This is a genomic window from Bradyrhizobium sp. BEA-2-5 (assembly GCF_032918025.1).
GTDB classification, from domain to species: Bacteria; Pseudomonadota; Alphaproteobacteria; order Rhizobiales; family Xanthobacteraceae; genus Bradyrhizobium; species Bradyrhizobium pachyrhizi.
On the sequence record NZ_CP136629.1, the window covers coordinates 6,010,861 to 6,025,252 of the forward strand.

Sequence of the window (14,392 nt, forward strand, 5' to 3'; positions counted from 1 at the left end):
CTTTTGTTGTGTTGGCCGCCCGCCTGACGGCGTGAGCTTGGCAGCCGATTTGTCATAATGTATGACAAAACAGATACGGTTGTGCAAGGGCGCGGCTCGGCGGCGGCGCAGGCTGCGACCGCAGCGAGGCCCTCGATGTTCCAGACATCCAACGCGTTGCGCCGAAGCGTGCACAGCCAGGTCACCGACCGCGTCGGCAGCAGCATCGTGCGCGGCGAGATCGGCGTCGGCGAAACGCTGCCGCCGGAAATCCGGATCTGCGAGATGATGGACGTCAGCCGCACCGTGGTGCGCGAGGCGATCCGCACCTTGACCGGCAAGGGCCTGATCGAGTCGCGGCCCAAGAGCGGCACGCGGGTTCGGCCGCCCGAGCAGTGGAATCAGCTCGATCCCGACGTGCTGCGCTGGCACCTCGAGACCGCGGAGATCGACCGTTACCTCGCCAAGCTGTTCCAGCTGCGCGCCGCGGTCGAGCCGGCCGCGGCAGCGCTCGCGGCGACCCATGCCGAGGAGGTCGACGTCGCCCGCATCCGCGCCGGATGCGACGGCATGGACGCGGCGAAGAGCAACGAGGAATTCGTCGCCGCCGACATCGCGTTCCACCAGGCGATCTATTTCGCCACCCGCAACGAGTTCTTCTGGCCGATCGCGCAGATGTTCGAGATCACGCTGCGCCAGAGTTTTACGATCGCAGCGCCGGGCTCGCACCGTCCGCGGGCGCTGCGCGAGCACCGCGCGGTGCTGGACGCGATCGCCGCCGGAGATGCGGAGACGGCACGCGCAGCCACGGTCGTGCTGCTGACGAATTCCGCCGACGACCTGGTGCGAATCCGTGGCCGGGAATTCGACACGCCACGTCCAGCCAAGCGCCGATGATGTTGGTGACTGCGGTCGTGATGCGCTCACTGCTTCCACATGGTCGTCCTGGCGAAAGCAGGGACCCATACGCCGCGGCCGATGTTGTCAGTCGGACTCGTCGTTCCAGCGTCGCGCAACCATGGGTAGCGGTGGTCATGGGTCCCGGCCCCCCGTGCGCAACTGCGCAACTAAGCCGGGACGACAGCGAATGTGCGGTGCCGCTTGCAGGTCAAAATCCGCATCAGCGATTGACGCGTGAGCGAGGCACCGCCGGAAGGGTTCCCTCCCACCTGCGGGAGCGGGAGCCGCGCAGCGTGCTCACCTCACCGTCATTCCGCGCCCGCCACGTCAGAGCTGCCCCGCACACGGGCCTGTGACCATAGTTGAAGGCTGCGACGACGAAACTTCTGGATTGTTGGCCGCGTAGACGCCAAGACAGGAGCGCTATTCTGCGAAGGTTTCATTGATGCACGACGTCTCGATCCCGGCGGCCCTGATCGCCGGCCTGGTCAGCTTCCTCTCGCCCTGCGTGCTGCCGCTGGTGCCGCCCTATCTGATCTATTTGACCGGCGCGACCATCGAGCAGGTCAACCAGGACGGCGCCACCGCGGCCTCCAAGCGCGCGATCATGATGTCGGCGCTTCTGTTCGTGCTTGGCTTTTCGACGGTGTTCGTGGCGCTCGGCGCCAGCGCTTCGCTGGTCGGCGGGCTGATCCGCGCCTGGTCGGCGGAGCTGTCGATTCTCGCCGGCATCGTCATCATCATCATGGGCCTGCACTTCCTCGGCCTGACGCGCATCGGCCTGCTGATGCGCGAGGGGCGGCTGCCGATCCCCAGACCGGTCGGCCTCTGGGGCGCCTATATCATGGGCCTCGCTTTCGCCTTCGGCTGGACGCCCTGTATCGGCCCGATCCTCGCCGCGATCCTCTCGATCGCCGCGGCCGAAGCCACGGTAACGAAGGGCGCCGGCCTGCTCGCGGTCTATTCCGCGGGCCTCGGCATTCCCTTCCTGATCGCCGCGCTGATGATCGAACAGTTCTCCGCGCTGTTCGCGCGCATGAAGGGCCACCTCGTCACCGTCGAGCGGGTGATGGGCGTGCTGATGGTGGTCACCGGCATCGGCTTCCTGACCGGCGCAGTCTCGAGCGTCAGCGTCTGGCTGCTGGAAACCTTCCCGGCGCTGCAAAATATCGGCTAGGCCTGCGCGCCAGCCCAGGCTGCCGTCGGCTGGCTTTTGGCCGCGCGATGTCGGACTATCGGGGAATCGCCGCAATCCTCACGGGGCACCGATGGGCCAGGATCGTCAGACGCGCGCCAGCTGGCCGATCTTCCGTTCGCTCAGGGCGTTCCGGCCAAGCGACCTGCCGGGTGACCTGATCGCCGGGCTGACGCTCGCCGCGATTGCGATCCCGGAGCAGATGGCGACCGCGCGGCTCGGCGGCTTCTCGCCGCAGATCGGCTTCTTCGCCTTCATGGCCGGCTCGCTCGGCTTTGCGATGTTCGGCGCAAACCGCTTCCTGTCCTGCGGCGCCGACTCCACGATCACGCCGATCTTCGCCGGCGGCCTCGCGCTGATGGCGACCCCCGGCTCGCCGGACTATCAGGCACTGGCGATGGCGCTGGCGCTGATGGTCGGCGCGATCATGATCGCCGGCAGCCTGTTCAAGCTCGGCTGGATCGCCAATTTGCTGTCGACGCCGGTGACGGTCGGCTTCCTCGCCGGCATCTCGGTCCACATCCTGGTCTCGCAATTGCCCGGCGTGCTCGGCCTGACCACGCCGGACGGGCCGACGCTCTACAAGCTCGGAGTGCTCACCGAGAAGATCGGTCAAACCAATTTCTACACGCTGGCGATCGGCCTCGGCGTGCTGGCGCTGGTCGCCGGATCGGAGAAGATCAGCGCACGCATTCCGGGCGCGCTGATCGGCCTTGTCGTGGCCACCGTCGCCGTGATCGCCGGCCATCTCGAAAGCAAGGGCGTCAGGGTGGTCGGCACCGTGCCCGGGACGCTGCCGACGCCATCGTTTCCGGACATCGCGCCGGAGCGATGGATCAAACTGTTGTCGCTGGCGATCCTGATCGCGGTTGTCGTCATGGTGCAGACCGCGGCGACGACGCGCTCGTTCCTGTCCGATCCGGACAAGCCGGCCGACGTCGATCGCGACTTCCTCGGCGCCGGTGCCGGCAGCCTGCTGTCCGGGCTGCTCGGCGCCTTTCCGGTCAACGCCAGCCCACCGCGGACCGGCATCGTGTCGGAGACCGGCGGACGCACGCAGCTCTCGGGGCTGTTTGCCGCGGCTATCGTGCTTGCGCTGCTCGCCTTCGGCGCGACGCTGCTGCGGCACGTGCCCGACACGGCGCTCGGCGGCGTCCTGCTGTTCGTCGCGCTGCGCATCATCCGCGTGAAGCAGATCGTCGCGATCTTCCGCCAGTCGTTCTATGAATTCCTGCTGGTGGTGGCGACCGCGGCCGCGATCATCGTGCTGCCGATCGAGCAAGGCGTCGCCGTCGGCATCGCCTTGTCGCTGCTGCACGGGATCTGGACCACCACGCGCGGCCAGCTTGCCGAATTCGTCCATGTGCCCGGTACCACGATCTGGTGGCCGACGGGCCCGCACGTCACCGGCGAGCGCACGCCCGGCATTGCCGTCGTCGGCCTGCAGGCGCCGTTGTCGTTCCTCAACGCGGAGAGCTTCCACAGCGGCGTGCTCAAGACCATCGGCGGGGCGACACCCAAGCCGCGGCTGCTGGTGATCGAGGCCAGCGGCATGATCGAGATTGATTTCACAGCGGCGCAGGCGCTGCGCGATCTGTTCCGCGAATGCCGCGGCAACGGCGTGACGGTGGCGATAGCGCGGCTCGAATCCGAGCGCGCGCAGGACGCCTTCGAGCGCTTCGATCTCTACGAGGTGTTGCCGCGGGACCATGTCTTCCACAGCGTCGACGAAGCGGTCCGCACGCTCGGCGGGCAGGCGTAGAGGTTGATGAGATCACTGGCTGCGTAGCCCGGATGGAGCGAAGCGCAATCCGGGATTCTCTCGCGCGTTGATGAACCGTCCCGGATTTCGCTTACGCTCCATCCGGGCTACCGGACGGCCTCAGGCCTGCTCGCCCTCGAGCGTCGGATGCTCCCTCAAAACTTCCGCCTTGATCGAGCCGGCGTGGATGGCGCGCAGCAGCGCTCGCCCCGTCTTGATGTTATTGGCCTTCATGCAGAGACCGACGATCTCGCGCACCGCGGAATCCCGCACCAGCTCGTCGGAGATCTTCATCGCGGTCTCCATCGCGACCTTGGCTGCACGCTCGTAGCGATCACGCTCGATCTGCTGCTTCTTCGCTGAACGCTTGTCCGGCGAGCCGACCGCCTCGGCACAGCCGGCGGCATCGCGGCAGATCGCACGGATCCGCTGCGCAGCTTCGATGTCGCCGAGCGGGTGCGCGACGGGATCGTCCCAGATATCCTTGTGCTCGTCCTTGCTGAACCACCACATCGCCGCACCTTGAAAGCACGGCAAACATAGCTGGCCTTGGCGCAACCTGTGAACCGCAGAGTTCGACTCGGTGCCGAGCAAGAGGTGCACACTATGGCCCGGCAGCCACACCCGCGGCGGATCCGCGCGCGAATTGATGTCGAACTCATGGAATAAAGCCCGTTTCGGTTCTGATTGCGTCAGAGCCGAGGCTGCGGGGCTTTTGCTTGCCGCGTTTTCACGCGAACCGACGAGGCTCTAAGCCGATCGTTTCGGCCCGATCGCCTCGAACTGTGCTTTTTGCTCATCGCTGAGCGTGGCGTAGAAATTCTCAAGCGCGGCGCGGACATCCTTGACCGCCTGCAGCATGACGTCGAGCCGCCTGGCAACGAAGGCAAGACGTGCGGGCGGGGTCATCGCCTCGTTGGTCTGGCACGCAGCCTTCAGCTTCCGCGCGGCGTCGGCGCTGGCATCCTGCAGTGCCTGAAGCGCACCGCGCTGGGCGTCGCTGAGCTGCAGCCGCGTCTCGATCTCGCCGGTCGGCCACTCCTGCATGGCCGGCTGTGCGGCGCCGCAGCTCTGGGCGACCGTCGCGTTCGGATCGCGCGCCGCGGCTTCCTTGCGCTGGTTCTCGGCGAGCGCGTTGAGCCGCGCTTTCTGCTCGTCATCGAGCAGGCCGTAGAACTTCTCCATCGGAGGCTTCACGATTCCGACCGCGGTGACCATCGCTTCGATCCGCTGCTGCATGGCGGCGAGCCGGTTCGGCGCCGTCAACACCACCTGCGCGGGACATGCCGCGCGAATGACCTGGGCAGCCGCAAGCGACGCGTTGCCGAGCTCGCCGAGCGCCGCCGATTGCGCTTCGGTCGGCTGCACCGTATCCGCGATCTGATCTACCGGCAGGCCGGCGACCGAACGGCTGTCATTGCCGCACATCTGCTCGATGCGCCCGCCGCCGCGGTAACGGCGGCCCGTCCGGCGTTCCGGCAGATAGCCCCTGAGATCGTCATACCCATAAGGCCCGAAGATGCCGGCATAGATGTCCGGATAGCCGTAGCCCCAGAATCCGATGTCGTCGCCCCAGATCGCGTAGTCGTAGATGTCGTTGTACGCGAACGGCCAGAACAGCGGGCCGACCCAGCCATAGCCGCCGCCGGGATGCTGCCACCAGCCGTTGGCGACAGTCCCGCCGTGCCAGCCGGCGAGCGCCGCGGCGGCGGCGATCTGCGCACGCGCCGCCGGGTTGCTCAACAGCCGGCCGTTGCGCAATGCGCCGTTGCGCGACAGCGAGCTGAACGCATTGCGCATATGGCCTGGCGCGATTGCGGCATTGCGCATCCGGCCGAAATTGCCGCCCCCGCGCGATGCGAAGGCGCCGTGGCCGGCGAAGCCTGATCGCGAGATCGCATGCGAGCGGCCGAACCCGCCATGATGGCCGCCGCCGAAATGCATGTGGCCGAAGCCATGCCCGCCACGTCCATGGCCACCACCGTGCCCATGGCCACCGCCATGTCCATGGCCGCCGCCATGCCCTCCGCCATGGCCGCCACCATGCCCACCGCCGCCTCGGGCGATCGCGTCGCCCGACAGCGCCATCGCAAGCACCACGACCGCAATTCCGATTGCCCGTCCGATCACGACGTCCTCCCTCCGCGCACCACACACGTCGCGGCAACACAGTGCAGCACAAGAGAGACGCCGGGCGGGCGGAAAAGTTCCGCGCGTGAAACGCGCCGCCCGCGGGCTCGCGAACGCTGCGCGGCGTGACGACGCCTCAGGCGGCCGGCACGATCTTGCCGGGGTTGAAGATGTTGAGCGGATCGAGCGCCTTCTTCAACGCCCGCATCGCATCGAGCGCCTCGGGGCCGAGCTCGGCCTTGAGGTATTTCTGCTTGCCCTGCCCGATGCCGTGCTCGCCGGTGCAGGTGCCGTCCATGGCCTGCGCGCGCTCGACCAGGCGATGCATGAACTCCTCGCCGCGTGCCATCTCGTCTGGATCGTTGACGTCGCAGACCAGCGAACAGTGGAAATTGCCGTCGCCGACATGGCCGACGATCGGCGACAGCAGGTTGAGACGCTCGAGATCCTGCTCGGTCTCGCTGACGCAATCGGCGAGCCGCGAAATCGGCACGCAGACGTCGGTCGCGACCACGCCGATGCTGTCGCCGGGCCGCAGCGCCTTCACCGACCAATAGGCGTCGTGCCGCGCCTGCCAGAGCTTCGTGCGGTCCTCGGGCTTGGTGGTCCAGGAGAAATCGCCGCCGCCGCACTCCCTTGCGATCTCGCCGAACGCCTTGGACTGCTCGCCGACCTCGATCTCGCTGCCGTGGAATTCCATCAAGAGCAGCGGCGTCTCCGGCAGCGTCAGCTTCGAATAGGCATTGCAGGCCTTCACCTGCGCGGCATTGAGCAGCTCGATGCGCGCGACGGGAATGCCGGTCTGGATCGCCAGGATCACGGCCTGACAGGCCCCGTGCACGGTCTCGAACGAGACCGCGCCCGCCGCGATCGTCTCGGGGATGCCGCGCAGGCGAATGGTCAATTCCGAGATGATGCCGAGCGTGCCCTCGGCACCGACGAACAGATGCGTGAGGTCGTATCCGGCCGACGACTTCTTCGCGCGCGTGCCGGTCGTGATGATCTCGCCGTCGCCGCGCACGACCTTCAGCGCCAGCACGCTGTCGCGCATCGTGCCGTAGCGCACCGCATTGGTGCCGGAGGCGCGGGTCGAGGCCATGCCGCCGAGCGAAGCATCCGCGCCGGGATCGATCGGGAAGAACAGTCCCTGGTCGCGCAGATGCTCGTTCAGCGCCTTGCGGGTGACGCCGGGCTGGATCACGCAGTCGAGGTCCTCGGCATGCACCGCCAGCACCTTGTTCATGTCGCGCAGGTCGATCGAGATGCCGCCCGCGGGCGCGTTGACCTGGCCCTCGAGCGAGGTGCCGGTGCCGAAGGCAATGACCGGCACGCGGTTTTTCGCGCAGATCCGCACCACGTCCTGGATGTCGGCGGTCTCCTGCGCCATCACCACGCCGTCCGGCGGCTGGTTGGGAATCCATGTGGTGGTATGGCCGTGCTGCTCGCGCACCGCCTGCGAGGTGATGAGGCGGTTGCCGAACCGCGCCGCCAGCGCGTCGATCGCGCGCTTCAGGGCCTGCGGATCAGGTCGCGTCACATTGCCCGAAATCGTTGTCGCCACGTCAAATTTCCTCCCACCTTTAGCCGACCGTGGCAAAGCTTGTATAAGGGGTCAAGAGAGCCTGACTTGAAAAAGTGGACGCCGGAGTCACAGAAAAGCTCATGCTCGAACGCCAACGAACCGGGGACGGATCATGACTTCAGCGACTGCCACCAGCGAGATGCCGCTTCCATCTGCCCCGTTCAGATCCTCGGTGATGCAGATCGAGCCGCAATGGATCGACTATAACGGCCATCTCAACATGGCCTATTACAACGTGATGTTCGACCGCGCGATCGACGAGATGTGGCTGCAACTCGGCATCGGGCCGGACTACATGAAGGCGCGGCACTGCTCGACCTTCACCGCCGAGTGCCACGTCCGCTATCTCAGGGAGATTCATCTCGGCGATCCCGTGCAAGTCCAGGTCTACCTGCTCGGCGCCGACGAGAAGCGGCTGCACACATTTGAGGAGCTGCGCCATGCCACCGAAGGCTGGCTCTCCGCGACCTCGGAAAACCTCACGCTGCACATCGACATGGAGGCGCGCAAGGTGGCGCCGTTTCCGCCCGATATCCGCGCCCGCGCACAAGCGATCGTGGACAGCTATGCGGGCGTATCGCGTCCCGAGGGCATCGGCCGCAACGTGGCGATGCCCTCGGCGAAGTAGCATGGCGTTGCAAGCGAAGCGGCCGCCGGTTGGCGGCCTCCGCTAGACCCTGGTGCGACCGCGCGCCAGGCCGACCACGGCCGAGACCAGGAACAGGACCACCGCGATGAAGAAGATGATCTTGGCGATCTCGATCGAGGCGCCGGCGATGCCGCCGAAGCCCAGGATGCCGGCGATCAGTGCAATAACCAGAAACGTCACAACCCAGCTCAGCATGATCAAAACTCCGCTTCGTTTTCCCTGTTGTTGCTTGGCGCGGACCTCTGCCCGGCGCCGCACCCGTTGAAACAATCCGGCGGGGAAATGCTGGTTCCTGAGCATGAAACCGCGAAATTTTCGCCGATTTCCGGAACCGGGATCGAGTGCGGGCTGCTGCCAAAAGCGTTCCCGTCAGCCGCGATAAAACCTGTCAAAACGGCCGATCAGGCCCTATATGGCCTTCAATCCCTGTTAAGAAGGCTCCCCTTCACCATCCTGCGGTGCCATCGTGGGGCCGAGACGATTCGCCAATGACCGAGCCGAACAAATTGCCCCATCACGACGTTCCCGAGCACCAGCCGGCGGCTGGCGGCATCGCCGCGCGTGCGCGGGCGGCGGCCGGTCCGCAATATCTGAACGGGCTCAATCCCGAGCAGCGTGAGGCCGTGGAGACGCTGGACGGCCCGGTTCTCGTGCTGGCCGGGGCCGGCACCGGCAAGACGCGCGTCTTGACCACGCGCATCGCGCACATCCTGAGCCAGGGCCGCGCCCGCCCCGCCGAGATCCTGTCGGTGACCTTCACCAACAAGGCCGCGCGCGAGATGAAGCATCGGCTCGGCCAGATGCTCGGCCATGCCGTCGAGGGCATGCCGTGGCTCGGCACCTTCCACTCCATCGGCGGCCGCATCCTCCGTTTCCATGCCGAGCTGGCGCAGCTCAAGTCGAACTTCACCGTGCTCGACGTCGACGACCAGGTCCGGCTGCTCAAGCAGCTGCTGCAGGCCGAGAACATCGACGACAAGCGCTGGCCGGCACGCATGCTGGCCGGCCTGATCGACGGCTGGAAAAACCGCGGCCTGATGCCGTCGCAGGTGCCCTCGGGCGAGGCCGCCGTCTTCGCCAATGGCAAGGGCGGCAAGCTCTATGCGAGCTATCAGGAACGGCTGAAGATCCTGAACGCGGCCGATTTCGGCGATCTCTTGCTGGAGAACATCCGGATCTTCCGCGAGCACCCGGATATCCTGCGGCAGTACCAGCTGCGCTTCAAATACATCCTGGTCGACGAGTACCAGGACACCAACGTCGCGCAATATCTGTGGCTGCGGCTGTTGTCGCAGGCGCCGTCGCGGCCGGAGCGTCGCCTTGCCGACGTCATTCCGGGGCGCATCGAAGATGCGAACCCGGAATCCAGAGGTCATGAGGACTCAGCTCGAGATTCCGGGTCTGCGCCTACGGCGCATCCCGGAATGACGGCATCTGCAGCAGGCGCCACCAAGAACATCTGCTGCGTCGGTGACGACGACCAGTCGATCTATGGCTGGCGCGGCGCCGAGGTCGACAACATCCTGCGTTTCGAGCACGATTTTCCCGGCGCCAAGGTCATCCGCCTCGAGCGCAACTATCGCTCGACCGGCCACATCCTCGCCGCCGCCTCGCATTTGATCGCGCACAATGAAGGCCGGCTCGGCAAGACGCTGCGCACCGAGGATCAGGACGGCGAGAAGGTCACGGTGACGGGCTCCTGGGATTCCGAAGAGGAAGCCCGCGGCATCGGCGAGGAGATCGAGCAGCTCCAGCGCCAGGGCGAGAAGCTCAACGAGATCTCGATCCTGGTGCGCGCCTCCTACCAGATGCGCGAATTCGAAGACCGCTTCGTCACCCTCGGCCTGCCCTACCGCGTCATCGGCGGCCCGCGCTTCTACGAGCGCGCCGAAATCCGCGACGCGCTGGCATACTTGCGCGTCATCAATTCGCCGGCCGACGACCTCGCCTTCGAGCGCATCGTCAATACGCCGAAGCGCGGCCTTGGCGATGCCACCGTGCAGATGCTGCACGACCATGCCCGCAAGCGCCGCATTCCCCTGTTCGAGGCCGCGCGCGCGGTGGTCGAGACCGACGAGCTGAAGCCGAAGGCGCGCGGAAGCTTGCGCGACCTCGTCGCCCAGTTCGACCGCTGGCGCGCCCAGCGCGAGGTCACCGCGCATACCGATCTCGCCCAGATCGTGCTCGACGAGAGCGGCTACACCGAGATGTGGCAGAAGGACCGCTCGGCGGACGCCGCGGGCCGGCTGGAGAACCTGAAAGAGCTCGTGCGCTCGATGGAGGAATTCGAGAACCTGCAAGGGTTCCTGGAGCACATCTCCCTGGTGATGGACCGCGAAGGCGGCGCCGAGGACGACGCGGTGTCGCTGATGACGCTGCATTCGGCCAAGGGCCTCGAATTCGACAACGTATTCCTGCCGGGCTGGGAGGAAGGCCTGTTCCCGAGCCAGCGCACGCTGGACGAACAGGGCCGCGCTGGCCTCGAGGAGGAGCGCAGGCTCGGCCATGTCGGCCTCACCCGCGCCCGCCGCCGCGCAAAGATCTATTTTGCGACCAACCGGCGGATCCACGGCACCTGGTCGACCACGATCCCGTCGCGCTTCCTGGACGAATTGCCGGCGGCCAATGTCGAGATCACGGAATCCAAGGGCGGCTCGGCCTGGGGCGGCACCGGCGGCTACGGCGCCTCGCGCTTCGATGACATGGAGGCATTCGGCTCCAGCTATTCGACGCCGGGCTGGCAGCGGGCGCAGGCCAACCGCAACCGCGGCGGGGGCCGTAGCGGCAGCGGCTTCGAGGAGCGGCAATCCTCCTTTTCCTCCGAAAGCTTCAATCGCACCAAGCGCGGCCCTGTCGTGATCGAGGGCGAGCTGGTCGCCAAGTCCACCGGCACGACTTCGGAGTTCTCGCTGGAAGACCGCGTCTTCCACCAGAAATTCGGCTACGGCCGCGTCACCAAGATCGACGGCAACAAGCTCACCATCGCCTTCGACAAGGCCGGCGAGAAGAAGGTCGTGGACAGTTTTGTGGAACGGGTGTGACATAGCGACCTTCTTTGGCGGCCTTCTTTGGCGGCCTTCTCTGTTGGTAGCCCTTGACCCCAGTTGATTTCATGGGTTGAGATGGCCCCATGGTCCGGGGGAGGTTTTTCCTTTTTATCATTGCGCTCACTGCGCCGTCGCTGGCGGTCGCGGAGACGATGAGCTTTGGCGATTCTGCAGCGCAACTGGCCAAGGCCTGCGGCGCCGACATCACCGCCAACTGCCGCGGCGTCAATCTCGACTCCAACCGCCTCAAGGAATGCCTGTCGCGCAACCGCGACGTGATATCGCCACAGTGCAAGGAGAGCTACTTCTCCACCCTCGACGCCATCCAGAAGCGCGTCGCCGCGCGCGTCACGGTGGCGAACGCCTGCCAGCGCGAGATCGTCAAGGTCTGCGGCGGCTCGACCAAGGAGACCAGCAAATCGGTCCCCTGCCTCGTCAGCGCCAAAGGCCTCAGCCGCAACTGCACCCAGGCGATCAATGACGCGGGGTATCAATGATGCGGCTGTCGAGGCGAGGCTTGCGCGATCCTGGCCTTTTGGCCCTGCTGGGCACGCTGGCTTTGCTGGTGATGCCGATTGCACTGGGGCGTGCACAGACCGCCATCACGCGCGACGACGTCATCGCCAAGCTCAATCGTTACGAGACAGATGCCGAGATCGATGTCCCCGCGCTGCGCCAGCAGGTGGCCGAACGATCGAAGTCGCGATCGAAGAACGAGCCGCCGCCCTCGAAGCGGCCGCCGATCGCTCCCGATCTGACCAAGCTGCCGACGTTCAACGTCGACATCGCGTTCGACGTCGACACGCCGATCGTGCTGCCGGAATCGTATCAGACGGTCGGGCGGATCGCCGATGCACTGACGCACGCCTCGCTGCTGCCCTACACGTTCCTGATCGTCGGCCACGTCGAATCCACCGGACGACGCGAGAACAATGTGCTGCTGAGCCAGCGGCGCGCCGACGCGATCCGCGACATCCTGGTCAACACCTTCAAGATCACCGCGAAGCGCCTGCAATCGGTCGGGCTTGGCGAAGAGCAGTTGCTCGACCCGACCAAACCCAACGCGCCGGTCAACAACCAGGTGCAGATCATGCTGGTCGCGAAGGTCGCCGACAGCGCGCCGCCCGCGCACCCTGCCCCGGCGGCCGCCGCCAAGAAGCCGGCGAAGTCAGCCAAGAAGCACTGAAGCAGCATTTCCGCCACGCCGCGGAATAAATTTCTGCCCCGGCGGGTGATTGCAGAACGGATCATACGTCCCTATCTGCGCTTGACCCGCATCCCGCCCGGGCCCCAATCCGCGCGCGCCCCCTCCCTCACGCTCACCGACTCTCCATGTCCCCCATCATTTCCGTCGCCAATCTGTCGAAGACCTATGGGTCCGGCTTCAAGGCGCTCAAGAACGTCAATCTCGACATCAAGCGCGGCGAGATTTTTGCGCTGCTCGGCCCCAACGGGGCCGGCAAGACCACGCTGATCTCGATCATCTGCGGCATCGCCAACCCGAGCGAAGGCCGCATCACGATCGGCGGGCACGACATCATCGCCGACTATCGCGCGGCGCGCTCGCTGATCGGCCTCGTGCCGCAGGAATTGCACACCGACGCCTTCGAGAGCGTGTGGGCGACCGTGAGCTTCTCGCGCGGCCTGTTCGGCAAGCCGAAGAACCCCGAACACATCGAGAAGGTGCTGAAGGACCTCTCGCTGTGGGACAAGAAGGACAACAAGATCATCACGCTCTCCGGCGGCATGAAGCGTCGCGTGATGATCGCCAAAGCGCTGTCGCACGAGCCGCAGATCCTGTTCCTGGACGAGCCCACCGCCGGCGTCGACGTCGAACTGCGCAAGGGCATGTGGGAGGTGGTGCGCGGGCTGCAACAGTCCGGCGTCACCATCATCCTCACCACGCACTACATCGAGGAGGCCGAGGAGATGGCCGACCGCATCGGCGTCATCAACAAGGGCGAGATCGTGCTGATCGAGGACAAGACGACCTTGATGCAGAAGCTCGGCAAGAAGCGGCTGACGCTGCAATTGCAGAACAAGCTCGAGGCGATTCCCGATGTTCTGTCTGCCTACAATCTCGAATTGTCCGACGACGGCCGCACCGTGACCTACGACTACGACACCAAGGGCGAGCGCACCGGCATCACCAGCCTGCTCGGCGATCTCCGCGCCGCCGGCATCCGCTTCTCCGATCTCGATACCAAACAAAGCTCCCTCGAGGACATCTTCGTCGACCTCGTGAGGACGTCATGAACCATCGCGCCATTCGCGCCATCTATCTGTTCGAAATGGCGCGCACCTGGCGCACGCTGCTGCAAAGCATCGTCTCGCCCGTGGTCTCGACCTCGCTCTATTTCGTGGTGTTCGGCGCCGCGATCGGCTCGCGCATCAGCCAGGTCGAGGGCGTCAGCTACGGCACCTTCATCGTCCCGGGCCTGATCATGCTCTCGGTGCTGACGCAGAGCATCGCCAACGCCTCCTTCGGCATCTACTTCCCGAAATTCACCGGCACGATCTACGAGATCCTGTCGGCGCCGATCTCCTATTTCGAGATCGTGCTCGGCTATGTCGGCGCCGCCGCGACCAAGTCGATCATTCTGGGCCTGATCATCCTGGCGACGGCCGGCCTGTTCGTGCCGCTGCACATCCAGCATCCGGTCTGGATGCTGGCCTTCCTGGTGCTGACGGCGGTGACGTTCAGCCTGTTCGGCTTCATCATCGGGATCTGGGCTGACGGCTTCGAAAAGCTGCAGATGATCCCGATGCTGGTGGTGACGCCGCTGACTTTCCTCGGCGGCAGCTTCTATTCCATCGACATGCTGCCGCCCACCTGGCGCACGGTCGCGCTGCTCAACCCGGTGGTCTACCTGATCTCCGGCTTCCGCTGGAGCTTCTACGAGATTGCCGATGTCAGCGTGCCGCTGAGTCTCGGCATGACCGTGGGCTTCCTGGTCGCCTGCATGGCCATCGTGGGGTGGATCTTCAGAACCGGCTACCGGCTGAAGAACTGAAAAGCTTCCGTAGCCCGGATGGAGCGAAGCGCAATCCGGGACCTTATCGCCGAGCCTGCAGAACCCGGATTTCGCGGAGCCTGTCATCGGGCCCACGTTCGCGCGAACCATTGGCTCCATCCGCTACAGGTTCT

Annotated in this window: 13 protein-coding genes; 9 read left to right on the plus strand and 4 right to left on the minus strand. The window is 65.7% G+C overall.

From position 1 onward, the window contains the following. Positions 1-135 precede the first annotated feature (135 nt). The 3 genes from RX327_RS28465 to RX327_RS28475 all read left to right on the plus strand — a co-directional run bounded on the left by RX327_RS28465 (position 136) and on the right by RX327_RS28475 (position 3,836). Positions 136-876, plus strand: a complete 741-nt coding sequence (locus RX327_RS28465) for a FadR/GntR family transcriptional regulator (RefSeq protein WP_063779921.1) — start codon at positions 136-138, stop codon at positions 874-876. A 448-nt stretch (positions 877-1,324) separates the two neighbouring features. Next, positions 1,325-2,056 (plus strand): cytochrome c biogenesis CcdA family protein, encoded by a 732-nt coding sequence (locus tag RX327_RS28470; RefSeq protein ID WP_317247782.1) that lies wholly within the window; start codon positions 1,325-1,327, stop codon positions 2,054-2,056. Between the two features lie 91 nt (positions 2,057-2,147). Then, a complete protein-coding gene (locus tag RX327_RS28475; RefSeq protein ID WP_050385412.1) occupies positions 2,148-3,836 on the plus strand; it encodes a SulP family inorganic anion transporter in 1,689 nt (562 codons plus the stop codon). 120 nt (positions 3,837-3,956) lie between these two features. On the opposite strand, the gene RX327_RS28480 is transcribed toward RX327_RS28475, so the two are convergent. The 3 genes from RX327_RS28480 to RX327_RS28490 all read right to left on the minus strand — a co-directional run bounded on the left by RX327_RS28480 (position 3,957) and on the right by RX327_RS28490 (position 7,527). Further along, positions 3,957-4,349: a hypothetical protein gene (locus RX327_RS28480; RefSeq protein ID WP_028332513.1), complete on the minus strand. Its 393-nt coding sequence runs from the start codon at positions 4,347-4,349 to the stop codon at positions 3,957-3,959. Positions 4,350-4,586: 237 nt separating this feature from the next. After that, complete coding sequence (locus RX327_RS28485) at positions 4,587-5,966, minus strand: Spy/CpxP family protein refolding chaperone (RefSeq protein ID WP_050385411.1); 1,380 nt, start codon at positions 5,964-5,966, stop codon at positions 4,587-4,589. Positions 5,967-6,102: 136 nt separating this feature from the next. Then, positions 6,103-7,527 (minus strand): FAD-binding oxidoreductase, encoded by a 1,425-nt coding sequence (locus tag RX327_RS28490; protein ID WP_317247783.1) that lies wholly within the window; start codon positions 7,525-7,527, stop codon positions 6,103-6,105. A 160-nt stretch (positions 7,528-7,687) separates the two neighbouring features. Here RX327_RS28490 and RX327_RS28495 point away from each other — a divergent pair, with 160 nt between their 5' ends. Next, a complete protein-coding gene (locus tag RX327_RS28495; protein ID WP_152977696.1) occupies positions 7,688-8,176 on the plus strand; it encodes a thioesterase family protein in 489 nt (162 codons plus the stop codon). 42 nt (positions 8,177-8,218) lie between these two features. Here RX327_RS28495 and RX327_RS28500 read toward each other — a convergent pair whose 3' ends face one another. Beyond that, on the minus strand, positions 8,219-8,392 hold the full coding sequence (locus RX327_RS28500) for a DUF1328 domain-containing protein (RefSeq protein ID WP_317247784.1): 174 nt from the start codon (positions 8,390-8,392) through the stop codon (positions 8,219-8,221). Between the two features lie 293 nt (positions 8,393-8,685). Here RX327_RS28500 and RX327_RS28505 point away from each other — a divergent pair, with 293 nt between their 5' ends. From RX327_RS28505 to RX327_RS28525, 5 genes are all read left to right on the plus strand, one after another. Further along, complete coding sequence (locus tag RX327_RS28505; RefSeq protein ID WP_317247785.1) at positions 8,686-11,238, plus strand: ATP-dependent helicase; 2,553 nt, start codon at positions 8,686-8,688, stop codon at positions 11,236-11,238. An 89-nt stretch (positions 11,239-11,327) separates the two neighbouring features. Beyond that, positions 11,328-11,741, plus strand: coding sequence for a hypothetical protein (locus RX327_RS28510; protein WP_317247786.1), 414 nt, complete (start codon positions 11,328-11,330; stop codon positions 11,739-11,741). Further along, positions 11,738-12,430 carry an OmpA family protein gene (locus tag RX327_RS28515; RefSeq protein WP_410712091.1) on the plus strand — a complete coding sequence of 231 codons (693 nt, stop codon included), beginning with the start codon at positions 11,738-11,740 and terminating at the stop codon, positions 12,428-12,430. The genes RX327_RS28510 and RX327_RS28515 overlap by 4 nt, the downstream gene beginning before the upstream one ends. Before the next feature lie 146 nt (positions 12,431-12,576). Next, positions 12,577-13,500, plus strand: a complete 924-nt coding sequence (locus tag RX327_RS28520; RefSeq protein ID WP_317247787.1) for an ABC transporter ATP-binding protein — start codon at positions 12,577-12,579, stop codon at positions 13,498-13,500. Beyond that, positions 13,497-14,258: an ABC transporter permease gene (locus RX327_RS28525; protein ID WP_317247788.1), complete on the plus strand. Its 762-nt coding sequence runs from the start codon at positions 13,497-13,499 to the stop codon at positions 14,256-14,258. The genes RX327_RS28520 and RX327_RS28525 overlap by 4 nt, the downstream gene beginning before the upstream one ends. Positions 14,259-14,392 lie beyond the last annotated feature (134 nt).

What these genes read in the sequence shown, in the direction of transcription:
- RX327_RS28525 (WP_317247788.1), top strand. Translation starts at nt 13,497, where the DNA reads ATGAACCATCGCGCCATTCGCGCCATCTATCTGTTCGAAATGGCGCGC.
- RX327_RS28480 (WP_028332513.1), bottom strand. Translation starts at nt 4,349, where the DNA reads ATGTGGTGGTTCAGCAAGGACGAGCACAAGGATATCTGGGACGATCCC.
- RX327_RS28470 (WP_317247782.1), top strand. Translation starts at nt 1,325, where the DNA reads ATGCACGACGTCTCGATCCCGGCGGCCCTGATCGCCGGCCTGGTCAGC.
- RX327_RS28475 (WP_050385412.1), top strand. Translation starts at nt 2,148, where the DNA reads ATGGGCCAGGATCGTCAGACGCGCGCCAGCTGGCCGATCTTCCGTTCG.
- RX327_RS28515 (WP_410712091.1), top strand. Translation starts at nt 11,738, where the DNA reads ATGATGCGGCTGTCGAGGCGAGGCTTGCGCGATCCTGGCCTTTTGGCC.
- RX327_RS28520 (WP_317247787.1), top strand. Translation starts at nt 12,577, where the DNA reads ATGTCCCCCATCATTTCCGTCGCCAATCTGTCGAAGACCTATGGGTCC.
- RX327_RS28465 (WP_063779921.1), top strand. Translation starts at nt 136, where the DNA reads ATGTTCCAGACATCCAACGCGTTGCGCCGAAGCGTGCACAGCCAGGTC.
- RX327_RS28505 (WP_317247785.1), top strand. Translation starts at nt 8,686, where the DNA reads ATGACCGAGCCGAACAAATTGCCCCATCACGACGTTCCCGAGCACCAG.
- RX327_RS28495 (WP_152977696.1), top strand. Translation starts at nt 7,688, where the DNA reads ATGCCGCTTCCATCTGCCCCGTTCAGATCCTCGGTGATGCAGATCGAG.
- RX327_RS28510 (WP_317247786.1), top strand. Translation starts at nt 11,328, where the DNA reads ATGGTCCGGGGGAGGTTTTTCCTTTTTATCATTGCGCTCACTGCGCCG.
- RX327_RS28500 (WP_317247784.1), bottom strand. Translation starts at nt 8,392, where the DNA reads ATGCTGAGCTGGGTTGTGACGTTTCTGGTTATTGCACTGATCGCCGGC.